The 22,879-nt window shown below is 57.1% G+C and carries 22 protein-coding genes and 1 tRNA gene; 8 read left to right on the top strand and 15 right to left on the bottom strand.

Features of this window, described 5'->3' with window-relative positions; genetic code table 11:
- The first annotated feature begins 66 nt into the window (after window positions 1-66).
- The 7 genes from F8G81_RS07620 to F8G81_RS07590 all read left to right on the top strand — a co-directional run bounded on the left by F8G81_RS07620 (window position 67) and on the right by F8G81_RS07590 (window position 4,257).
- Complete coding sequence (locus tag F8G81_RS07620; protein WP_267278393.1) at window positions 67-1,389, top strand: hypothetical protein; 1,323 nt, start codon at window positions 67-69, stop codon at window positions 1,387-1,389.
- 57 nt (window positions 1,390-1,446) lie between these two features.
- Entirely contained in the window at window positions 1,447-1,749 is a 303-nt protein-coding gene (locus F8G81_RS07615; RefSeq protein WP_267278392.1) for a hypothetical protein, read from the top strand.
- A gap of 47 nt (window positions 1,750-1,796) precedes the next feature.
- Complete coding sequence (locus F8G81_RS07610; protein ID WP_267278391.1) at window positions 1,797-2,105, top strand: hypothetical protein; 309 nt, start codon at window positions 1,797-1,799, stop codon at window positions 2,103-2,105.
- A gap of 255 nt (window positions 2,106-2,360) precedes the next feature.
- On the top strand, window positions 2,361-2,879 hold the full coding sequence (locus F8G81_RS07605; RefSeq protein ID WP_267279154.1) for an ArsR/SmtB family transcription factor: 519 nt from the start codon (window positions 2,361-2,363) through the stop codon (window positions 2,877-2,879).
- A 21-nt stretch (window positions 2,880-2,900) separates the two neighbouring features.
- Window positions 2,901-3,179, top strand: a complete 279-nt coding sequence (locus tag F8G81_RS07600) for a hypothetical protein (protein ID WP_267278390.1) — start codon at window positions 2,901-2,903, stop codon at window positions 3,177-3,179.
- The gene (locus F8G81_RS07595) at window positions 3,176-3,583 is read left to right on the top strand and encodes a hypothetical protein (RefSeq protein ID WP_267278389.1); all 408 of its coding nucleotides are present in this window, start codon (window positions 3,176-3,178) and stop codon (window positions 3,581-3,583) included. The genes F8G81_RS07600 and F8G81_RS07595 overlap by 4 nt, the downstream gene beginning before the upstream one ends.
- Before the next feature lie 185 nt (window positions 3,584-3,768).
- The gene (locus F8G81_RS07590) at window positions 3,769-4,257 is read left to right on the top strand and encodes a hypothetical protein (RefSeq protein ID WP_267278388.1); all 489 of its coding nucleotides are present in this window, start codon (window positions 3,769-3,771) and stop codon (window positions 4,255-4,257) included.
- A 95-nt stretch (window positions 4,258-4,352) separates the two neighbouring features.
- On the opposite strand, the gene F8G81_RS07585 is transcribed toward F8G81_RS07590, so the two are convergent.
- The 9 genes from F8G81_RS07585 to F8G81_RS07545 all read right to left on the bottom strand — a co-directional run bounded on the left by F8G81_RS07585 (window position 4,353) and on the right by F8G81_RS07545 (window position 17,056).
- Window positions 4,353-5,423, bottom strand: a complete 1,071-nt coding sequence (locus F8G81_RS07585) for a hypothetical protein (protein ID WP_267278387.1) — start codon at window positions 5,421-5,423, stop codon at window positions 4,353-4,355.
- Between the two features lie 917 nt (window positions 5,424-6,340).
- Window positions 6,341-6,850, bottom strand: a complete 510-nt coding sequence (locus F8G81_RS07580; RefSeq protein ID WP_267278386.1) for a hypothetical protein — start codon at window positions 6,848-6,850, stop codon at window positions 6,341-6,343.
- Between the two features lie 615 nt (window positions 6,851-7,465).
- Window positions 7,466-8,170, bottom strand: coding sequence for a hypothetical protein (locus F8G81_RS07575; protein WP_267278385.1), 705 nt, complete (start codon window positions 8,168-8,170; stop codon window positions 7,466-7,468).
- Between the two features lie 79 nt (window positions 8,171-8,249).
- Window positions 8,250-8,699, bottom strand: a complete 450-nt coding sequence (locus tag F8G81_RS07570; RefSeq protein ID WP_267278384.1) for a hypothetical protein — start codon at window positions 8,697-8,699, stop codon at window positions 8,250-8,252.
- Window positions 8,700-8,714: 15 nt separating this feature from the next.
- Window positions 8,715-11,231: a DEAD/DEAH box helicase gene (locus F8G81_RS07565; protein WP_267278383.1), complete on the bottom strand. Its 2,517-nt coding sequence runs from the start codon at window positions 11,229-11,231 to the stop codon at window positions 8,715-8,717.
- Window positions 11,228-13,063 (bottom strand): site-specific DNA-methyltransferase, encoded by a 1,836-nt coding sequence (locus F8G81_RS07560; protein ID WP_267278382.1) that lies wholly within the window; start codon window positions 13,061-13,063, stop codon window positions 11,228-11,230. Before F8G81_RS07560 ends, F8G81_RS07565 begins: the two co-directional genes overlap by 4 nt.
- Window positions 13,064-13,239: 176 nt before the next feature.
- Complete coding sequence (locus F8G81_RS07555; protein WP_267278381.1) at window positions 13,240-14,871, bottom strand: UvrD-helicase domain-containing protein; 1,632 nt, start codon at window positions 14,869-14,871, stop codon at window positions 13,240-13,242.
- A 47-nt stretch (window positions 14,872-14,918) separates the two neighbouring features.
- Complete coding sequence (locus tag F8G81_RS07550) at window positions 14,919-16,619, bottom strand: ATP-dependent nuclease (protein WP_267278380.1); 1,701 nt, start codon at window positions 16,617-16,619, stop codon at window positions 14,919-14,921.
- 50 nt (window positions 16,620-16,669) lie between these two features.
- Window positions 16,670-17,056 carry a hypothetical protein gene (locus tag F8G81_RS07545; RefSeq protein WP_267278379.1) on the bottom strand — a complete coding sequence of 129 codons (387 nt, stop codon included), beginning with the start codon at window positions 17,054-17,056 and terminating at the stop codon, window positions 16,670-16,672.
- 56 nt (window positions 17,057-17,112) lie between these two features.
- Between F8G81_RS07545 and F8G81_RS07540 the strand changes: the two genes are divergently transcribed.
- On the top strand, window positions 17,113-17,547 hold the full coding sequence (locus F8G81_RS07540; protein ID WP_267278378.1) for a hypothetical protein: 435 nt from the start codon (window positions 17,113-17,115) through the stop codon (window positions 17,545-17,547).
- Here F8G81_RS07540 and F8G81_RS07535 read toward each other — a convergent pair.
- From F8G81_RS07535 to F8G81_RS07510, 6 genes are all read right to left on the bottom strand, one after another.
- A complete protein-coding gene (locus F8G81_RS07535; protein ID WP_267278377.1) occupies window positions 17,542-18,162 on the bottom strand; it encodes a hypothetical protein in 621 nt (206 codons plus the stop codon). The genes F8G81_RS07540 and F8G81_RS07535 overlap by 6 nt on opposite strands.
- A gap of 57 nt (window positions 18,163-18,219) precedes the next feature.
- Window positions 18,220-19,284, bottom strand: a complete 1,065-nt coding sequence (locus tag F8G81_RS07530) for a hypothetical protein (protein WP_267278376.1) — start codon at window positions 19,282-19,284, stop codon at window positions 18,220-18,222.
- Window positions 19,285-19,750: 466 nt separating this feature from the next.
- Window positions 19,751-19,824 (bottom strand) — tRNA-Ile (locus tag F8G81_RS07525).
- A 77-nt stretch (window positions 19,825-19,901) separates the two neighbouring features.
- Window positions 19,902-21,098, bottom strand: a complete 1,197-nt coding sequence (locus tag F8G81_RS07520) for a glycosyltransferase (RefSeq protein WP_267278375.1) — start codon at window positions 21,096-21,098, stop codon at window positions 19,902-19,904.
- A gap of 195 nt (window positions 21,099-21,293) precedes the next feature.
- Window positions 21,294-22,202 (bottom strand): DMT family transporter, encoded by a 909-nt coding sequence (locus F8G81_RS07515; RefSeq protein WP_267278374.1) that lies wholly within the window; start codon window positions 22,200-22,202, stop codon window positions 21,294-21,296.
- Complete coding sequence (locus F8G81_RS07510) at window positions 22,202-22,828, bottom strand: CDP-alcohol phosphatidyltransferase family protein (protein WP_267278373.1); 627 nt, start codon at window positions 22,826-22,828, stop codon at window positions 22,202-22,204. Before F8G81_RS07510 ends, F8G81_RS07515 begins: the two co-directional genes overlap by 1 nt.
- Window positions 22,829-22,879 lie beyond the last annotated feature (51 nt).

Here is a 22,879-nt window from a genome sequence, read left to right as displayed (position 1 = left end):
CCCATCATGTCCTCTGTCGCAACTCCTTGCCTGTCGGAACGCTCCAGCAAGTTCACCATTGATCCCATGTCTGAGCTGCTTGCCTCATACGTGGCGTCCAATAGCGCTGCTGAACGTGAGACGCTGCGCTCCGCAATGTTGCACCTGCACGTAGTCGAGGTTGTGAAATACCACGGTATCTTCTCCAGCCTTGATCTCGTCGCCTTCGATGAGCATTTGGCTGAGGGTTGCGAACCGATGTACTTCCGCCGGACGCGCACTGAATTGGTTGCATTTATAAACCGAGTAAGCCCCACTTCTCAGCGAAGCAAGAGTGTCAACAAAGTGACACCCAAAGCGGATATCAGAACATCCGATATCCCCCGCCGTTCTGGGGAAGTTGTATCCGGTGCTTCCCTCTGGAATTCCACAGGGACTATTAAGGGCACTTCTTCAGCCCCCTTTGTTCCCTTGCGCAGTACATCCAGTACCACCCTGATTCCTCTTACTTCAGCGTCATCGGGATTTCTTGATGAGTACAATCTGGTTCCAGCAGCAGGAACTCAGTCTGATGCACCTTCTAATTCAGACAGCATGATTCCTTCTGTTTCCGTAACGGGGCTCCGTGATGACATTCAGGAAGCAGAGCAGGTTGAGTCCCTTGATTCTGTAGCGAACATCGACCTCCGCAAGCTGACTAAGCGTGAGCTGGAACAGGAAGAGTATGCGGCGCTACTAGCCAAGTACGACCACTTAAAGCGAGTGACGGTGAAGTTCAGCGCTGATACTGCTCGCAAAATGCGAAAGGTACTGGGGAAGCGTGAGCTGACTCCGATCCTTGAAAATCAGGTTCTGGCTACGTATGTACTGCTGGAAGAAGGAATGGCTGATGAATTCACTGGCAACCTGAGGTACCGGATCAACAAGTTCATTTTCGAACAGTTTGAGGTTGCGTTCGGCACTTCCATGCAGTGCATCTGGAAGCTGGAGTTCACTCCGGTCGCAGGAACCAAGATGGTCTGCGGTCACATGCAAAGCGGTACTGCTCATGTTCACTTCTACCTGAGTGAGCCGGACGGATTGTCGTCTTACCCGAGGAAGTCCCCCTACTTCTCCCGACTCTCGGGATACACGTTCGCTCAGTGGTTTGAACGTGTAGTGAGAATCGCAACCAAGACGGTGTCCCCGAAGAAGCGCAACATGACCCATGTACCTACGGGGTCTGCGCGTCCTGAGCGTCCTAAAACTATCGATGATCAGATAGCCCAGATGCTCGGGTATTTCGCAAAACAAGGCAGGACCGCGGCGATGCGAGCGAAGCAGATTCAGAACCACATTCCCTTCGACCTGCTGGACAGAGGAGAGACGAACTTGAGGATGTACGGATTCAACGCCCTTGATCGCATTTGAGGCGCTTAGAGCGGCAGACAGCGGCTTTCACCAATAACACTTTGAGAGGAGATAACCATGGATAACCAGACGGCAGTGGAGGGCAAGAGCTTGTTGCTCAGGACGGAGGTGTTCTTACTGTGGGGTGGACGACACACCAAGACGGACTTGGACGCTTCCTCGTTGCAGTTGAAATGCTGGTTGGCACTCGACTCCCACTTGTTCAACTTGCAGCAGGGAGAGAACGGTTCGGAGTTCAGGACGCTGCGGCTCTCTCGCAACGATGAGGTTCTTGTTACCGAAGTCGAGCGCGGTAGGGACGGCGCGCGTTACACGGTTCTTGGCAAGCTGGTCGCTCGTCCTGCGGCGGTGACGGCATGACGCGCGAGATCAAATTTGCTATTGGCAACCATACGAACATCAGAACCATGCTCGTCCACAACGGCATCCATCCCGCCGTCGTCGACAAGGACCGACCCCTGTTCTATGACGACGAGACGTCGGTGTTGTCCTTCGGGATACTGCCCTTGCGAGAAGACTACGAGTGGCGTCAATACCAACCGAAGGTCAACAGGAGCAGCTACGAACCGTCCGCGCTGAAGAACGGGCAGGACTTTCCAGTAGTGGAGGTCAAGCTCTGGAAACAGCCATGGGAGTTCGGTGTTCTCCTCCGTCTTCCGGAGCATGAGTCGCTGCTCGCTGGTGGCACTACTGCACTAATGGAGGGAGCGCTCTGATGGGGGTTAGCCGCTTTCTGGGCATGTCCACTTTTGCGGGGGTACGGGCTAGCAATCTGTCAGCATTTATTGCTGCACGGCAATGAATGCTGCTTCCCAGCCATTGGAGCACGATGCGAGGTGAAGGCGGATTACCGCCACGGTATCCCTTTCGCCTTAAAGGTGAGTTTTGCCCTAAGGTTCCTGATATTCCCCGCCGAGAGAAACCCGAACTCCGCGACAAATGGTGCTTCGCTGATGTGAATGCGGTGGGTGATGCCCAGCGAGCCTGCACCACTCACCTCTTCGCTGGCTGTCGAGTGGGACGGCGGCGCTGCGCGCGGCTCAGCGGCAACGAGCGGAAATTTCGAGCAGGTCACAGGCGCTACTTTCATTGAGATAGCAGCCATCAAGGAGCGGAACATGAGTCGTATCGGAAAGTCCATCCCGTGGGAGCAGAGCTGGAAAGTTGATTCAGAGTTCCTTGCCGTTTCTAACCTCGACCGGCAGCTCATCTTGCGTCAATTGTCGACGGGACCCAAGTCCGGCAAAGACCTGTGCGAACTAATCGGTGACATCTCTCAGCCTGAAATGTCCCGGCACTTGAAGATTCTGGTGGAAGCCCGGCTCGTGACGGCGGCGCGTGTTCCAAAGAAGGCGACGATCTTGTACACCTACCAAGACGAGATGGTCATGGAAATGATCGACTCCCTGTCCCGGCTGAACGAACCCCGCTATACGCGCATAAAGGCAAAGATGGATGCACGGAAAGCAAGGCTCAGCGATTCCGTCTGACCCACCGGGTAACCTGCGGCTATGACTCTTCCAGCAGCGACAGCAGAACAGGTTTGCCTTCGCGGACCGGCGGACGGAACCTCGTTCGAACCGGACGGCGCACCACCACCCAAACAGTTCATAGCCGCCGTGCATCACGGGACGTTGTGCTGCGGTGAAGGCTACGACGAAGCGGAAGATCATGGCGACGGACCGTGCGACTGCATGCCGCCAACACGGGGGCTCTACGCGCTGGACCTTGACCGCAGCGTCGCCAACGGAACGCAGTGGGTTTACGTTTACGAGCGGGAAGTACCGTGACCACGCTGACGGAGTTGCTAATGTCCGGCGGCGGACTAGAGGGCGCAAGCCCACGGCAGGTCAAAGCGATCCTCACCAAGTTGGAAAAGTTGGCAGTCGTGGTCGAGCACGGGACTTTGCCGACTGCCGTATTTGGCGTTGCAGAGAATGAGCCATTCGTTGCTTTCTGGAATAGCAGCGGCGCGATGAACACGACTGCGGACTTTTCCCATGATCATCTTTCCGACCGTCGCGCCTTGCGTGCAGTGCGTGAGGCTATGGCAGTTCATGCGGCAATCAAATCTGATAACCCGTACCGAGCGGACGAATACGCCAAAGCGCGGGAGCAGTACCTGCGCAACCGACTGGAAGATAAGTCAGTAGCTGCTGGCGGCTCGCAGGCACTTGCCGATGGCGCGCTCTGATGAGCGTTGCTCCCGGTTATCCAATCCGTAAGTGGACCGATGAAGAGCTGGACGTGCATGCAACGGCTGGACGGCACTCACCACTGACGTGCCAAGGATGTATTCAAGTGGAGCGTCGGGAGTTCGAGCGCGCGGCTGTCGCACGCGGCGATGTCATTGCAGGGTTAGCAGACGGGTGGCTCTGAATGGATGTTCGAATTGCCAACGCGCAAATGGTCAAGTTCCTTGGGACAGCGCTCGCCAATGACCTTGCGGATGCCGTTGCTATTCGCAGAGAAGCGGGGTCGTATTGGGAGGTTCTGGAGCGCGAGTCGGTCAAGGATGGCACCGCTTGGACCCAGATTGGCAGCAAGATTCTTGTAGCGGACGGGTCACCGGAATTCGTTGACTACATAGTCGTGAGTGGTTGTCCCGACATCTACATACGACGTATGCGCGCCCAGAGCGCAACTCTCTCAGAAGTCGTCAAGATCGGCGACCCTAAGGCGAAGTACCTACTCCTGTTGTCGATGGCGAGGGCGTGGGAAACGTGCGAAGGCTGGGACCCGGAATGGGAGTCCGTTCCGATTCGGAAGTCCGCGATTCACTACAGCGACGATCTGGCTGATGCACTGGAGCGGGGAATGCCTGACGGTGCGGCAAGCTCGGGGATCATTGCTGGCGGCTGGCTTTAGCAGTCAACAGAAGGTCTGGTCGCGTTGACTAGGCACTAGCACGAAAGCCAGCAATATTTGGACGGCGACATGAATTGCACGATATCTCAAGCTGCTCATTCGACCCGAACTTGGTACTTTGTGAAGACCTCTTCCATTAGCCTGAGCAAGGTTCGGGTGACTTCCGAAATCTCCGCCAGACTTGCATCCAACGGGAACTGGTAGCATCCGCCGAGTTCTGTATATCCATTGCCGAGGTACCCGTAACTCCATTCGCTCGGAATATTCTGCTCGAAAAAATTGCGCTTGAAGTGCCCCTCGTATTTGGCTGAACTCTTTCCCGTTCCACCTCTAGTTTTCCAATCAAGCCGCCCATGGAGGATGGTCTCGCCTATTTCCCTGAGGACGGGCAGATTGAAAGACTCTGGGACTTCGTTCAAAGTCCTCAAACAGAACTTCGCTTGCAGGGCGCTAGGCTTTTCCTTGTCCCGACTGGCGTTCTGCAACTCGACGCGGATGTGGTGGTCGTCATGGAGTGGAAGAGCTGGGCTGAAGAACTGCATGAGTGGATAACCGGAGTCACCGACAGACTGAAGCATCTCTTGAGCCCCTAGGTCTTGTTGAACCGTGCTTCCGAGGTACGCCAGCTTCGCCACCGGATGTACGTCAGTTGAACTCCAAACGGTTTCTGCTCCGGCAGACGAAAATGTTTGCTCGTGATGGGCTTGCCATTCTCGTGCCACGGATCGAACATCTACGATTTTGGACTTAGAGAACGCCGCAAGAACGGTAGACCACGAAGCCGACGACCAGCGCAGCCGATCTGACTTCGAGACCAAATGATCACTAAACGGGGCAATCAGTAGCCGGTGAGACGCGTGGTCAAAGACGTCGGCGTAGTTTAGAAGCTGGTTCACCGTAAATCCCGCCAGAAGTTTACTTTCGATGATGGCAGTTGTGGGTGCAGTAGAACTATCCACGTAGAAGTCCACTTCAAGATCAACTTGGGTTAAAGTGCCTTCGTCGGAGGACCGTCGCGATTCTCGGTGGACGACTGCCGTAACTGAATCCGCTACAGTCACGCCGAGCAGAATTGCAGCCACCCTCGGGTCACGTTCGATCAGGTAGGCGAGAAGGTCCGACCACTTCGTTTCGCGCAGTCCAACTAAATGACGGACAGCCAACATAATTCCCCCAATTCGATGCGGTCGATGGTTCCCAAGCCATGTGCAAGCTGCGACGCTATCTTGGATTTTGACACTAGTAAAGTTCAACCCTGACAGGCTTGCCACATGCCCTAATGCCGGTTCGGAGGGAAGCGTCCGGTGTTATCGCTTCTTCATCGAATGAGGAACTTCTCGAATACCGAAAATGCCGGAAGCGAAACGAAGCACGACAACTATTGTGACCAAGCCGGCGACAACAAGGGCGACAAACAGGGTAACGGGCGTAGCGCTCACGGCGTCGCTCTCCGTCTGACTGGCAGCCACGATCGTTCCTGTGTCCTCAACTTCCTCTACCGGCTTCAACATTGACTCCACGCTGGCAGTAGCTACGGGACTTGCTGACGCCGTAGCCGAGGCTGTGGGAATTGTCGACGCCTCCGTAGCCTGAGGGCTCTCTGGGACAGCATGGACTTCGGCAATGACTGCTGCTGGTGCTTCTGGTGGCTGATCCGGCGTTAGCGCTTCCTGCCCTCCTGCTGGCACAGGAGCAACATAGACGGGAGGTGGTGCGGCTGGAGCGTTGTAGACCGCTGCTGGGGCTACAGTGGCTGGCGCCGGGGCTGCTGGAGGAATGTAGGGAGCCGGGATCAGATCGGCTGGACCGATGCCCGGAGGGGTAAGTGCCGGGAGGTCGACCACGGGCGGCGGGGGAACTGCGCCCGGAGTATTGCCCCCTCCCCCATCGACCGTGCCACTGCCGGTGTTGCTACCGCCGCCACCGTTGCCCGTGCCATCACCCTGTCCGTTGTCGTAGCAAACAAGTGCGCCGTTGGGAGCAGTCACGCAGACGGTAGCAGCCTGCGCTGGTGTCGCCATCAATGGCAGACCGATGAGCAGTAGACCTGATGCAACAAGAACCCGACCGATGCGAACCATGATCAGCCGCGTGCGCAATCGAGAATGGAATCGTCCTCGTTGGTCAACTGGAATCCTCCGCCGACCATGCGCGCTTTGACCTTCGTCCGATCCCCTGAATACGTAGGGTGCGCGATGACGAGCGTGCTGCCAGTAGACGCCGCCGTAGCTGTGTCAGGGAATCCGGGAATGTCTACCGACTTGGACACGCCCTCATCAATCACACCGATGGTGATCGTGTTGCCTCGGAGGAGCCAAGTCCCTGCGCTTGTTGGAGTCGCCCAAGTTCCATCAGCACCGATGGTCAAAGCACCGCCGCCGGAATAGTCGAATCGTCCTCCGGGGAAGAAATCGTCAATTTCGAATCCTGAGCCGCCGGATACTGCGCACTGATAAGACCCCACGAAGTACGCAACAGCCGGTGACGGACTCGGATCAGTTGTTGTGCCTGACGTTGCACGGGTCGCTGAGGCACAACTGGCAAGCATGAATGCTGATGCCGCGACAGCGATAAGAGCGATGGGTCTTTTCACGAGAACTCCTTTTAGTGGGTCCTCGCAGCCTATGGAATGGGTACGACAACATACCCCCAATGGGTATTTTGGGTGATTAAGGGGCGGAAGGAGACCGAGGCAAACCAGCACTATCGCTCTGTTCCTAGCTCGGACCGCACCTGATCAACCAAACCTTGAAACGTTTTGAGATTCTCCTCTCGTCTTAGCTGCAAATCTTCCGGTGTGATCGATCCATGAGAGAGATCGCTGTGCCACAGGCGGAACGAGGTGTCCACTTCATTTTCCACGCTTCCCGACGATCCGGAGGGGCGTTGCCTTCAACCCATTGATGCTTGTCCACGCTTGCGAGAGCGCTTTCGCTTCGCCACTGGTGGCACGTGTCAGGCGACCGAAAGAGACTTCAAACTGTTCAATGAGGCTCAGGTACGTCTGATACTTGAGGTCCGTTGCCCATGTCTGTTTGTCTCGCTCATGAGTAGCCACAGCCGAAAGCCTGCCGTTTCGCCCTGCCAGCCACTGACCAACTAAGCCAGAGGAGATTACAGCTACAGCGCCGATGAGGATTTTCAAAATTTTCCGCGTCCATGCCACAAAACTAAACACCGGAGACCTTGACGCGATAAAGCGTCTGAGTCAGGCAAGAGCCTTGATCCGACCATCCTCTTCTTCACTGTCCACATCTAAGTCCTCGCGGATAGTTTTGATGCGTTCTCGGTTTGCAGCGTTCAAAGCCTCATCTTCGGGCGAGACGGTTCCCAAGTCGTCCCTTACATCCATGACGAATTGGTTCGTCAAGCGGAAAAAGTCTTCTCGGGTATCCCAATACTCCTTTTGGGTCTTTCGGATCAACTTTCCGATGTTCTCAACTCTTGGACGGTCTTGGTCAGTGTGCTCCTCCGAAGTTAGCTCTGAGCGCTTCTTATTCAGTTTGCAAATGAACGTGTGAAGGTCATAGCTAAGAGTTACATTCTGGTTTATTGCCAAGGCTGTGTGCCTTACGACTGGCGTGCCAACCAGCATGATCCTGCTTCGCTCAACTTCAAGCTCTTGACGGTTGACATCCAAAGTCTCCGTCACTGCTGTCGCAAAGATTTTCTGACGCATATTCTGTGCAAGTAGCAAGAAATTCGTATAAGCCTCCTGCTTCTGATCCCTGACCCAAACAGCGTGCTCTCGGTTCTGCATCTCCCTTCGCTGTTCTTCGGCAACCTCACGGGCAGAAGCTAGCGTGTCCTTGGTGTTCTTACGATTGATGACTGCCGTAAGGGTAGCCGCGCCGATACCGGCAACAACAGCGGCAGCGGCGGTGATAATCAATCGAATAGTTTCAGCATCCATGCCACAAAACTACACAGGAAAGCCACTAGCAGGAGGCTAGTGGCTTTCTGTCCGGGAAGGCGATGAGAAGGGACAGCGGCTAGTAGAGTGCCGTGGTCCAAATCTTCAACTTTTCCACACCCTGCGCACCCCGAATGCTCGCAAGGTACGACGTGTTGTGCGCAGGCACCTTACGGAAAATCTCATACTCGCGGCTGTAGAACAGCAAGTGCACGCCGACGCTTGCAGTATCAATACGGAGCAACTCCTGTGAACCGCGCCTGAACACCTTCGCGGGGAACGCTGCCGGGTTGAGCCACCCGACCTGTACGACGTCACAGAGGGCAGCCGCATCTACACCGGAAATGGTCGCCGGTCGCCGGTGGACTCGCTCAAGCAGCCAAATCTCGTCTTGGACCTTTGTCAGCCGCCAAGGCTCTTCGCGACCGACCTGATGGTAATCCAGATACGCAACGCAACCAGCACCCAGCGCCACGAGCAGGCTCACCATAGAGACAATCAATGCCCATAGCGCCAATGGATCAGCCAACGGTGCCGGCGCCCATCAGTTGGTGAACTCGCTTGCGAACGACTTGAGCACTTCCCATGATCCGTTGGCTTCCTTGATCATCGTTTCGGAACAGAACAAATACTGCCATTGCGGGAACTCCCCGGAATCGTTGACGTGGTTCTGCCAACGCTGGGCAGCAACCCGGTTTTCCGTGACTTCTTGTCGCGTGAGGTCCCTGTCCGCTTTGCCTTCTATGAGGTAGTGGACGTTGTCCTCATCGACCGCGATGAGGTCAGGGTAATAGCTCCGTGCGCCCACATCGATGCTCACATCTCGGTCGCCATTTACGTAGAGCCGGGTCCAAGCGGCTACCTCGGGTGTCGCATCAATGAGCCGCGCTAGTGCCAGTTCGGTAGTTGCTGCGTCAAAGGCGACCAACGGCATCGCAGAGCGCTTCCATCCGTTGTAGTAGCGGTCTTTGACTGGTCCAGCCATGTCTTTGTGCACGATTGGCTTGTCGGGGAAGATGACTGGCGACAGAGGCACTTCAACAAGTTCAAAACGAAACGAGGGGACGCCAACGGACGTTTGCTTCGCGTAGCTGTCATCGATGAGCCTAAGCAATCCGTTGACTGCCATTACCGTACGGTTCACGCCCCACTCGATGCTGTCTTGGTCCTTGCCTACTCCAGCGCCGAGCAGAAACTGATCAACGAGACGGTTTAGAGCGTTCTTCTCCGCAGTGGTCCCGACAAACAGGTCTTTCTTTCTCAGCCGCGCGATCACCTCAGACTTAACCTCCGAGACCGGAGCTTTCTCCTGATAGCCCTCAAGGTAATCCTGTTGAACCTCTTGGATAGACACCGTTCCGGCTTCATCCCGCGTTGCCTCCAGTGCCTTACGAGTCAGGCGGTCAGACACTTCTTGGGTGTACTTGGCGCCGACGCTGAATGCCTGAGCGTTATTGACCGCCGAGAGACTAAAGGCTGCCGGAGTGATTTCCGTTCTCTGCGCTGGGAAGTAAATCTCCTTGAATTTTGCGTCTTTGTACATGTGTGTCGGCTTCTGCGCCTGCTGAACTCGTTGTCCAATTTCCTGAATCAGGAAAACTTCCGAGGCGTCCAACACAGTTGCGTCATTCTCTGCGGCGGGTGCACCGGGGCTCCAAGCAAAAGCAATACCATCCGGTCCTGCTGCCGGGTCTCCAGCACCAGTACCCGTCGACGAAAGGGAATCATCCTCAGTGTGGTTAGCCACCACTCCCGCTGTGGGGCTGTCCGTCTCCCCCGGCTCGGTCTCATGTTCTTCCCGGACGTGGTTCCGGACGTCTTCGTCTGGGATTAGCTGTTCCAGCAGAAGGTTCTTCTGGGCAAGAAGCTTCTTATAGCTCTGGTGGTCGATGATGTCGAGCTGATCGATCAAAGGAATGCCAACACGGCGACCAAAGGGAAGTCTCAGCCCGCGTCCCATAATCTGCTCAGTTAGAGTTTCAGAAGCCAGCTTTCGTGTCACCATGATCACTGCAACTGTCTTTACATCCCAGCCCTCTTTCAGCTTGCTGACGCTGACAACAGCGCGCACAGGCGAGTCCGGGCGTTCAACAGTTTCCAGTGCCTGCAAATCAGCTTCAGAAGACTCGCTGGTAATGCAGAGGACAGCACTCTGGTCACCGCCAAAATGTTCACTGACCAACTTGTCGGTGAAGTCGGTGGCTTCGCTGATGCTTGCACAGACGACTAGCAGCAAAGGTTTCCGAGCGGGAAGGTTTTCCTGAACGGCATAGTCCAGATAGACAAGCTCTTTGGCATCCCGAACTGCACAGGCATCTGCCAACTGAAGATCGACTGAGGCATGACCATTGAGGCGGTAGGCAAGCGTGGGGATTTTCACGTACTCGTCGACGATCGCATCAGCCAGTCGATAACGGAAGATGACCTTTTCAAGGTCGGCTTCGGCTGGGGTCGCAGTCAGCCCAACGAGCGCACGGGGGCTGATCTCCCGGACAGCTTTCGAGAACTTGGCTGCTTGCTCGTGGTAAGTGTGGTGCTCATCTGCAATGACAACCAGATCGTCGGCTGTCTGAAGGTGCTCATACAACCCGGTGCCGATGAACTCATTAGGCTCGAATGTCGCCCTGTTGTCCTTGATATTGGGTTTGAGAAGCTGGTGGACGTTGAAGATGAAAATCTTGAGCGTGTTCGGGTTATGGAGGGCATCGCCCACCTCGGAGCGCTGAAAATTTTCTCTCGTCACAACAAGGGGCTGGACTTCCAAGTTCGGTATGTACTTGGGGTGCCCCGGAGTGAAGTTTCCTACCGTCTTCTCCAAGACAACTTTGCCCGGAGTCATAATCAGGACATTTCGAACACCCTTGGCAAAGAGATACTCGACCAATCCAGCGGTGATGTAAGTCTTGCCCACCCCGGTCGCCAGATCGCAGACAACCTCGCGGAAATCGTCCGCACCGATATTATCGACGATGGCGGACAGCGCGCGGCAGTTGGGGTCCCGGAGCCCGACCCGGACACCGATTTCCGCCACAAGCTCCTGATCGTTCTCCAGCCAACTCATGAGCGAACCGCCTTCAGGACGTCAAAGGATGCATGCAGTGGAAACTTCTTTATGTGAGAACCGGGAGACGACGCGCGGAGTAGCTCCGAGGCTCCCGGTGCAATACCTTTGCTGGCTACGATGACTCGCTCATCCTCGCGAAGGGATCGGACGATGTCCCTGACATTGGCTGCACTGACAATCCCATCTACCACTGCCAGCAGAGTCGTGTCTCGCTGACCAGCAAAGGGGTACCTATCAATTGCGTTCTTGGCGAAGCCAAGCTGCACCCGTGCCCCCTCTGTAAACACTCCGTTGAGAGCGTGGTCGGCAAAAAGCGGGTACCCGTCTTCATCCAGCGTGTACATGCTCGGGGCAATACTATAGACACCAAACGAGCCGCCGCCTGCCCACCGCTCTTCCGCAGGAATCACCTTCGATTTGGTGAGTCGCTTGAGTTCTTGGACGGCTGCATCGTTGGAGTTCAGCAGTCCGGCGTTGACTAGCTCCTTCAGCACTTTGTTGGCGGTTTTGTACTCATCGAGCACCCCGCCTTCGGGGAAATCGTCTTCCGTGGGTACTTCTCTCGGCGGCAACATAGTTATGCCGCCGGGGTCCTCGTTATTGGTGACTCTCTGGAGACGCGGTTTCGTGAACGTGTTGACGGTATTTTGCGAAAGCTCAACGGTGACCCAGTGCCGTCCCATCTTGTGTGCAACGGCCGCGGTGGTCCCAGACCCGCCGAAGCAGTCCAAGACGATGTCGCCGGGGTTGCTCGCAATGTGAATGATTCGTTCGAGCAGCAGCTCGGGCTTGGGCGTGGAGAACTGTGTTCCTTCTTCAGGGAACATGGTCTTCAAATGAGCTTTGGTTTGTCGGCTCGTGTGAACGTCAGTCCAGATAGTTGCCCATGGACGCTCTGGAACGTCGGGCGCATACTCCCGCGTGTACGGAACCCACTTTTCGACTCCAGCGTCATCGATCCGCTTGGTCCAGATCAGGCGACCTTCAGCCTCGGCTCGCTGAACACCCTCAACACCTGCCGCCCATCGTCCCTCGCGACCGTCATCACGAATCGGATAAACATCGTTTCCGTCTGGATCGGTTAGCTTGAAAAACATCGTCTCCCGGTCTGACCGGAGGCTGCTCTTCCCGTTCTTCCTGAGCAGCCTGTCCCGATAGCGGCGTCCAGACTCATCAACCTTCCCGTAGGCAGCCGCCAGTGCGGGATCAATCTTCCGATTGAATGTGTTCCGTGTGGACGGATTCTTGGTGTAGCAGAGGATGTTTTCGTGATCAGGGGTGACAGTTACTTTGTTATCGTTCGGGCTGTCGACCTTCCTCCAGATCACCGACGTGACGTAATTTCGTCGTCCAAACACCTCATCCATGATGACTTTGAGGTAAGCCATTTCGGCGTCGTCAAGGTGGACCCAGACCGAGCCGTCTTCGGACAGCAAATCACGAATCTGAACCAGCCGATCCCGCATCACCGTCAGCCACACCGAGTGTTCCAGACCATCGTCGTAGTGCTCAAAGGTCTGACCAGTGTTAAATGGCGGATCGACGTAGACGAGCTTCACTTTGCCCCGGTACTTTTGCGCGTAATCGGGATGGTGGATCAAGGCGCGGAGCGCATCAGATGAATCCCCAATGATGAGCATGTTGTCATCGGTGGCACCGGGCGTCGGTTCGGCAACAGAGGACGAGCAGTGATCTTCCGGCAGCAATCGCCTGACTTCATGTACGCGGACGTCGTCTTGTGCCACCCACTCGTACCCCCCATCAGGGGCGTTTATCAGGGAGGCGTCTTTGCCGGTCCATGTCAGTGTCAAGCGTCCGTGGGGCTCCATGCAGTGCTTTCTCCAGATTCTCAATGCGTCGTTCTGATCCTAAGCCAACCGATCTGCCGGATACGCAGTGTATTTCGGTAGGCTCTGACTTCTTGGATGGTGGCAGTGAAGACCACTGCCTGTGCAGCCGACAATCGACGCCGTGCTCCGCCTGAGCAACGCGCAGCAGATTTGTTCTAATTGGCAGATATCTTCTGCCAGTCAGCGGCTTTCAGCCACTCAACAATGGCTGAACCGCTCCGACACAAAGGGGCGTTCTTGAGTGAACTGGCGAACCGAGAGGCGTCTTTACTTCGAGTCCTCCCGTATGAGTCCGCCACAGACTTCGAATGTAAGACCAGCGCCCCATGCCTAGCCCGCGAAATCATGACGGAGAGAACGCGCGCTTCTTCAGCTAGTTCCTCGGAGGACGTCGCCTTGAAGAACGGGAGCACGCCTTCTTCAGCCCCAACCACGCAAACCCAATCAAACTGCTGCCCCTTGCCCGCGTGCCCGCTCAGGAGATGAACGCCGGGAGCGCTGATGAATGCAGATGAGTCACCGACCTTGATCCGGGCAAGCAAGTCCGTTGCTTCCGCGCCTCGAAGCAGTTCATCATGCACCCACTCCAGTGCCTCTCGCAGGGAGGTACGCGTATCTGGGTCGTGAAGTGCCTCTGCATCTGCCATATTCATGAGGAACTCGGTGGGGTTTTCGGCACGCTGCCACGACGTGCGCTTAAGGTCGGACAGAATTCGACGAGTGGCGTTCGCAGTTTCCCTGTCCAACAAAGGGTCGTCCCATCGGTGCCATGGCAGGCTTCCCGCTTTGAAGGCTTCGTCCACAAACCGGCGTCTCCCTGCCGTCCGACAGATGACCCCGACGCGATGAGTAGGAGCACGTTCCAGTACATAGGCTGCGAATTTGTAGACCCACTGCGCCTCAGTTTCCGTGGTGGTGAACGAAGCTACGCCAGCCAGCCCATTTTCAGACCAAGCTTCCGGCGCTGCACATGTTAGGTGTTCACCGCCAGTGAAGTTACGTAGAGCGTTGACAAGTTCCAGAACGGCAGGGGATGACCTATGGGATTCCGCGAAAACAATCTGTTTCTCGGCATACTCCAAGATTGACTCGTAAACGTCGTTGGGGGCAGCACCGGAGAACGAGTAGATTCCCTGTGCGAGGTCTCCGGCGAAAGTTACTTTGTCCCCTCCGATGCTCCTGACAAGTCGAAGTTGCTGGAGTGTCAAATCTTGGAACTCGTCTACGACCACACATTCGAAGTGTTGTGCGTAGATGTCGGCAACAGATTCGTTTTGGAGGATGACTTCGGCGTGGCGCAAGAGGTCTTCGTAGGTAAGTCGTCCCTCCTCTCGTCGCTTGAATTCAATTGACTCCGCTATCGTGTCACCGTGCTCTCGGAGCGAGTGTAGGACTTCCTCGTCCGTGAACGGCTGCAATTTGGTGTTGCGAAGAACCCGACGCACATCGTCTGTCCGATCGTAGCCGAGCCCACGCAGTCGGCACTCGGCGGCAACCCAGTCAGAATCCGGAAGCGCAGCGTCCGCCTCAACACCGATGACGTTGCCGTGAGCACGGACTATTCTGGCTGCCAAGCCATGGAAGTTAGCAATCGTGACCATGTCTTGAAGCTTGCGGGAATCCACGTAGTACTTGAGACGCTCGCGAATATTATCTCGCGCTCTTTTGGAAAATGTGACGACGAGGATTCTTCGAGGTCTACGTACCTGATCACGCTTGATGAGTCCTGCAATCCGGAGTGCTAGGGCTTCGGTTTTGCCGCATCCCGCAGGGGCTACGACCAGCATGCTTAGTTCCGGCGAATCGCGAATAAGGGCTTGCTTAGCAGTTGGCACTACCATTCTGAGCGCTCCATCACGTCGGACAGCAATGCATCAACGCTGCCCACTTTTCGCGCCGACGCCTCATCCATAATGCTTGCCGCGACCAAGGCAGCTCGGACCTTGTAACTTGATTTGAACCTGCAAAACGCGGCGACGTCAGCGGGGAGAACTGTTCCGCCTGTCCCCGACCGCGTACAGTTCCTCAGCTCGTTCTTTGTGAATAGCTTGGAAGACTCCAAAGCCGCAAAGAGTTCGATGTGACCAAGTGCGGAAGTGTACTCGTCCTCTAAGTCCGCCTCTGACACGAATACTGAGTTCGACGCGAACTCAGATTCTGTCAAACCTAGGTGAGTTTCAGTCTCGCTTACTGCATCGCGATCAATCAGGATCGACATCGCCACGTTGAAGCCCGAACTGCCGAACAACTTGTGAACGTACTTCACATCGCCCGCGCCGCCCAGTTCCACTAGTGCGACGCCCAACCGGTCGAGGTCCCTGTCCGTCAGCTCCGCTGCCTTCTGAATGATGATCCGATCAGCCGGTCCCTCAACCAGCGCTACCCGTCTGGAGGTTAAGGGCTCTAACTTATTCGCCACCCACCAATGTGCAAGTAGCCGTTCCTCATCGTCGAGAAACCCGGCTGACGGCTGAACCACGACGCCACCGGGCTTAACGACAACGACGTCGTCAACGTCAAAGATGCCGACGATATCCGGTGAATGAGTTGCCAAGATTTTTTGGTTTGCCCCATCGCGGAGTAAGCGCCCTAGGCTTCGTTGGCTGGATGGATGAAGATGTATTTCTGGTTCGTCGATGGCAACAATATTCGCCGACTCAGCAACGAGATCGTACAGCGCGATAGCAAAAAGAGCCCTTGCCCCGTCTGACTGTTCCGTCATGTTCCGCAGCTCGCCCTTCCGACGAATTTGGAGTCTGACGTCACTCAGCAAGTCGTCCGTGGCAGTCGAAACGAAACTTAAGTCGTCCTGCTCGATGCCTTCAGGGAGCGCCTTCTTGAGCTGATTGGATAACCGTGATCGAAGCTTCCTTAGAACAGCGGAGCCATCAAGTTGACCTTGAAAAGCTGCGGCAATCGACTCAAATTGCGCCTCCTCGTCTCCAAGCTCGATCGCGGAAATGATGTCGTCCAGCGAGGTGTTGCGGTCGTCTCTGAAGTCTCGGGACGTCGAATGCGCTGCGCCTACTGTCTTCCAGCCCAAGCCCGCTAACTGATCCCGTGACATTTGCCTGCCTGTCGAACCGTCCGGCGCAGTTCTCGTGGCGCTGAGCGTCTCCTCGGAATCAAGGCTCACGCTCAACTGCACTCGCAGGTGCCTCTCCCCAGTAACCGGATCGACGTAAATCTCATCCGGAAACAGGGCGTAGTCGTCCGGCTTGAGATCAGTCAAGGTCGCGTCGACAACGAACGGAAGCGACTTATCCCTAAAATCGGTGGCGTCTAGTCTGCCGTAGAGTGCGGCAGTTGAAGCACCAAGCAGTAGGTCAAGGCATCGGAGTAGCGAAGACTTCCCAACGTCGTTTGGACCCACGATTACGAGATGTTTACGTACCTCGATAGTGCAATCCGCCAACCGGCTATGATTCTCAATTTTGAAAGTGCTTAGTTTCACTGGTCCCCCGTCAACGACACAGGGGCTAGGAAGGACGCCCCAACGCTTCAGCTCCTCATTATGACAACGCAGCACCCCCATCCTCCGCCCGACATGCTGAAAGGCTACGGACTTGAGTTGCCTTGCCGGTATCAAGTACCCCTGTGAAGCCCGCCGGCCTCCCTCACGCGGCGCTCTGCGGTCCTCGTGGCGTAGGCGTGCAGCAGAGTCCAGACTTCACCTGCCATACCCTCAGAGCGATCCCTGATGCCTTTGATCGTGGAGAGCGGCGTACGGGGATGAGCGATGAGCCGATTCAGCATGTGCGCATCGTCCGTTTCAGCGCACCATGCCAACTGTTCCGGCGTGACATCTGGACGCATCGCCAAAGCAAGACGTACCTCGATGTGGGCATCCTCTGTCATGAGAACGGACAGTACTTCGGGTTTCAGTGATGCACGGGACAGCACGCTGATTGCGGCTTTCCAGTCACCGGCGATGGCTCTCCGCTCAAACTCTTCGGCATCGTATCCAGTCATGAAGCCAGCCTAGGCTTTACTGGACATACACCCGTCACGGAAGCCTGAGGATCGCAGTGAACGAGATTGAGAACTTGGAGCATCTGTTGGCGGACTTCATCGCCGCCGTTCACCGGGTCGAGTGGAAGCCGCCAATGGCGGTCATGAACTTCTTTCCCACAAACTGCTGCTCTGTCGCTTCGTTCTTCCTCGGCAACCTGCTCCAAGCGAGAGGGTTAGGCAAGTGGCATATCGTCAACGGAGTGTCTGCCAACGGAAATCACGATTGGCTTCGGTCTGAGTCGGGGATTCGGATCGACGCAACCTCGCACCAGTTCGGTGTGGAGCCGTTCGTCGCCCTCGGTCCGTCGCCGTTGGAAGAAACCTTTCAGCCCCAGCAGGTCATCGCCCTGACCCGGTGGACGCAAGCTCATCGAGACGCTTATGCGATGTTGCTGCCGGAACTCCCTCCACGCGAGTCGTGTTCGCCCCACTTCGAAGGCGGATCATGACTCCCGGTAGCTTGCGCGTGCCTCGGCGCTGAGCATCAGCATGCCGGGATCAGGTTCCTGCCAGTCGTCTTCCATGACCTTGACGCTGACGATCCGCATAATCCCGTCGGTTCCTCGCTGGTACTGGACGGAGCCGATGTCCTCAGCAGCAACCTTCCGGCAAAGATCAATGAGACTTTCAACGGGGAGGAAGTACAGATGCTTGTGGCGTTCGTTTTCTGAGGCGACGAACGCGCCGTCGAATAGCTCGGTGTCCTTATTGCCGCTGATGATCCAAACAAAGCTGTGGATCAATTGGTTGCAGAGGTGCGGAATCGTGATCTGGTCACCCTGTCCGTTTTCCAGATCGTAGTGTTCCCAGAATTCCTGCCGATTCCAGATGTCTGGCACGCCTCCGATCCGGGCGTATCGGATCACCGGCACCCGTGTCTTCGCCAAGACGTCAGAAATCTTGTGCGCTTCGTTGAGTCTCCGGATGGCGTAGGCACTCGTCATCATGTCCCGCTCGACGAGGAAGCTGCTCCGCTCGGTCCACCGCTGTTGCTTGGACTTCTTTTCCAGCCTGTCGGCTACACGCCAGAGTTCCTCACGCCACGGGATGGAATCGGAAATCATCGTGCAAGCTCGCAGTCACCGGCGATGGCTGCTGCTTCGAAGCTCTCGGCGTCGTAGTCACTCACCCGGAGCGCCTACTGGTGCCAAGTCTGCCGACGTTCCGTCTGCAATGCGGAGGAGGTCAGCGGCAAGCATGAAGCTCCAAATGACACACTGCTCAGCCTCAGCAGCGGTGACATCGCTGTGCACGCCCTTGCTAGCCATAGAGTCCAGATTCGTGATGCGCTTGCCATAGCTAGCAAGGGCGTCACCCATGACCTTGCCTTGAAGGCGCTTGCCGAGTTTCTCTTTGGCGAACTGGATCAACCGATTGCGGTATGCCTCGTCGTCCATAGCGCGCTCGACTTTGTCTACGCCGACGATTGTTTCTCCCGTTGCCGGGTAGAGCGCGTCGGCAAGAGCCTTGATCATCCGGCGCGTGCTGGTTAGGGCATGAGACAGGTCCTCGGGAGTGCCTGCCGCAAGACTCGCTTCCGCCGCCGAGAACTTTTCGAGAGCTGCCGGAGCGCGTTCAGCCAACGAAGCCCGGACGTACTCCAGCCCGCGTTCGAAAACGCTGCTGGTCGGCTTGCCGCTGTGCAGGTTGGTTTCGGTGAGCAACAGGTAGCTATGTACGTCCTGCCGAACGTGCTCAACGATCTCCGAGTGGGCTTGGATCATTGGGAGCAACTTGGCTTGCTGCTTGTCAGCGGCGATAGCCGCCTCGTGGGCGTAGTAGCTGCTTCCCTTGTCAGTCACGGAGTACTCGGCGTACACGCTGTGGAGCTGTGCGAGGTTGGCTTCAATCTGGGCGATGCTGATGACGTTGATGTTCTCGGTGCCAGTCATTCGGCGTCCACGCTCATAGCCGTAGTACGCCGTCAACACCTGCTTCCGCGCGTCCTCAACACCGAGGAGCGTGATGAGGTTGTTGTTAATACCGTCAATGGTCGGGTCGGTCTTTGCGGCACCGGAGGCGACATCCAGCAATTCTATCTGGAAGCGGTACTGCGCTGCGAAGTCCTGCCGCAATGATGCGATGCGGGCTGCCTGCCGCACGAGGGAGGCGAGAGATTTACCGGGGTTGTCGAAATTATCGAGGGCGGTGCTTACCAATCGTGCTACTCGATCATGGTCCTGCATACTGTCCCTTGTCCGTCGGCGTTCCAGAAACCTTATCGGACAGCGATGGTGAACCGTGTCAGGCGTCCCAGCCTGCTGCACTTCCGCAGCGACTCGCCCAGTTGTCGTAGGGTTCCGGCTAGCCTTTAGAAGCCGCTCTACCGCATCAGAACGCTCCGTGCAGAGCCAGACTCCCGAGCGGCGCTTTCTAGCGTCCGTGTGGCGTACTCAGCGAGTCTCACCCATGCCTCACCGTCGTGCTCCGAAGCCCTCGTGCGAATGGAACGGATCGTGTTTATCCACGCCTTCGCGTGCGCCACCAGCCGGTTGAGGATGAACGCGGAGTCTCCTAAGAAACCAGAAAGCACCTGACGGTGAGGTCAAAACGGGCGCCTAGCCTGTGGATAACTTCCCGTAGTGACAAGTTAGTGACACAGGTCGATTTCGCGGAAGCCTGAATCAGGCTGAAACCCGCAGAATCTAGCTGTAGGGCTACTCGGACTTGAACCGAGGACCTTAGGATTATGAGTCCCGCGCTCTAACCAGCTGAGCTATAGCCCCGTGTGCCCGGCGGGGCCTGGTCCTGGGGACTTCAGCGCCCGCGGGGCAAAAACACTCTAGCAAACAGAGGAACCCCTCTAGACCACTTTGTCCTCGAAACCGGCACCCCGGTAGAGATCCTCGAAGGTTTGCAGAGTGCCCTGCATGCTGTGAGGTTCCACCAGCCTGCGGCTGGCCCGGCCCATGGCGGCGAGCTGCTCGGGCGGCAGCTGGAGGATCTTGGTGACCTTGGCCGAGAGGTCGTCGCTGTCGTTGGGCGTAAACAGGAAGCCGTTCTCCCCGTCCCGCACCAGGTGCGGGAGGGCCATGGCGTCCGCCAGCAACACAGGCGTTGACGCGGACATCGCCTCCAGGGTCACCAGTGACTGCAGCTCGGCCGTGCCGGGCATGCAGAACAGGTCCGCCTTGATGTAGGTCTCGCGGAGTTCCTCGTCGCTGGCAAGCCCCAGGAACGTCACCCGCTCCCCCAGGCCCAGCCTGTCAACCAATGCCTCAAGCGCCGGGCGGACCTCGCCGCCGCCCACGATTTCGAGGTGGACGTTGAGCTCGGGCGGCGTCTTCGAGACAGCCTTGATCAGCACATCCACGTGCTTTTCCTCGGCCAGGCGTCCAACAAACACCACTGTGGGGTAGGGATTGCGTTCAATGACCTCCCCCGGCTTCAGTTCATAGGCCGAAGAGTCAATCCCGTTGGACAGCGGCAGGACTTTACGAAGGAAGGCGTGTTGGTGCATTGCCTTCGCAGCGAGCGGGGTGGGCGTGGTGATGACGTCCGCCTTCCCCATGACCTTGCCCATGTCCTTCCAGGAGATTCGCCCGATGATGTCCTTGAACCACTGCGGGAAGGGCAGGAAAGGGTTCAGGTTCTCCGGCATGAAGTGGTTGGTGGCCACGATGCGTATGCCGCGCTTTTTCGCCTCATAGAGAACATGCTCGCCGATCATGTAGTGGCTTTGGATGTGCACCACGTCCGGCTTGATCCGGTCGAACAGGAGGCTGATTTCCTTCTTGATTTCCCACGGGAAACAGATGCGGAAGTACTCATGGGTCCACACGCCGTGGGACCGAAGCCGGTGCACCGTGGCCTCGGACCGGAACTCCGTGAAGCTCTTACCGTCGTCGGCGCGGCAGGCCAGTACGTGCACGTTGTGCCCGCGCCCGGTCATACCCTTGGCCAGGCGATAGCCGAAGGTGGCGGCTCCGTTGATGTGCGGCGGATACGTATCCGCGGCAATCAGGATAGTCAGGGGTGGCTGGTCAGCGGGCGTTGTCACGTGGAGAGCTCCTGATGGTCACGGCACTGTCAGCTGACGCTGCAGCACCGGTTGGCCGCTGGCACGGTGGCCGGGCCTCTTAGTGAAAATCGGCAGAGTGAAAATCGGTCTGGCAAATACCGGCATAAATCGGCTTGGTACGGGTTGAATCGGTGGAAAAATCGGGCGTGTGGATCGGCGTTGAGGGGACTTCGGCTAGCGGGACGCCCTGCCCACGGTCTTCCGCGCGTCTTTCCTGCGCTTGGTGACCTCGGGATGGTGCCTGGAAAGGGCGATTACCCCAACGATAGCAAGCGAAGCAGCAGCGGCCATCGCAATTGCCGTCACGGCATGGACGTCCGGACGCAGTTCGCCGAGGATAACGATGCCTATGGCGATGCCCACAATCGGATCGATGACAGTGAGCCCGGCAATGACCAGGTCCGGCGGTCCGCCGGAGTAGGCGTTCTGCACAAACCAGGAACCAAGCCCGCCGGCCGCCGCGATGGCCACCACCGAATACCACTGGACATTTAGCAGTGCCAGGCCGTTGGGGTCCAGGAGGTGCTTGCCGATAATCCGTGTCAGCACAGCCACAAAGCCGAACAGGACGCCGGCCCCAATAATGTAGATGAAGGCACTCATCCGGTGCCTGAACATCACCGCAAGCGTGCCAAACAGACCCACCGCCAGTGCCAGTAGGAGCACAATGGTGAGCTCGTCCGCCTGGCCGACGTGATGGTTTTCCTGGGTCGCATTCACGGCAAGGAGCACAAAGAGGGCGGACCCCGTGACGCAGCCCGCGATAGCTACCACCGTGGCCCGGTTAATCGTCAGGTCCTGGTCCCTGGCGTTGACAACGGTGGTGATGACCAGGGCAATGGCGCCGATCGGCTGGACAACCGTCAGCGGCGCGGACACCAGGGCAATCGCGTTCATGCCCATTCCGGTGCACAACAGGAGCAGGCCCAACATCCACCGCGGATTGCGCAGCAGGCGAAGAAAACCGTTGGAGCTCAGCGCCAGGCCGCCTGTATCGGCCTTGACAGCACTCCCCTGTTTTTGGGCTCCGAGGGCAAGGAAAAAAGCGCCAAGCACCGCGAGCAGGACAGCTACCCAGACCATCAGGCGGTGCCGCCGTCGTGATGATGTGATTGCATTCTGCCCTTCCGCAGGATGGCCCAGAAATAGTTGTACGCGGCAATCCAGTGACCGGTCAGGCCCAGGCCGAGCACTATCCAGGCTGCAACAAAAAGAGCATCGGCAAACGGCACATCCAGCCGGGACAGGACCAAAAGAGGTGTGCCCAGGAGCAGGAGGCCGGTCCGGATCTTTCCGATCAGGCTCACTGGCAGGTCGGGGTGGCCGTGGAAGTAGGAGAGGGTCAGGACAAGAAGAACAGCATCCGGTACCACCAGCGCGGCAAGGTAAAGCCAGTGGACAATGCCGGCGATAACCAGCGTGATGGCAACTGCAATCAGTGCCAGCCTGTCAGCGATCGGATCCATCACGCGGCCGAGCTTGGAAGCCTGGTCAAAACGGCGGGCCACGTACCCATCCACCCAGTCCGTGCCGGCCATGATGGCCAGCACCAGGACCGCGAAGCCATACTCCTGCCGGGCCAGTACCAGCCAAATGAAGATCGGCACACCCATAAAGCGCAGGACGGTGAGCACGTTGGGCACGGTCAGCACGCGGTCGTGGTCAACGTGCGGGCGGCCCGGACGGGAGCCAGCGCCAATAATCCTCATCCCGTCCCCCTTCCTTCCCGCTGCCTGTCAGGGCGTACGTTTTTCTTTTTT

Source organism: Arthrobacter sp. CDRTa11 (assembly GCF_026427775.1).
Lineage (GTDB): Bacteria > Actinomycetota > Actinomycetes > Actinomycetales > Micrococcaceae > Arthrobacter.
The sequence above is the reverse complement of the archived record's forward strand: the minus strand, read 5'-3'. Positions and strand labels throughout refer to the sequence as shown.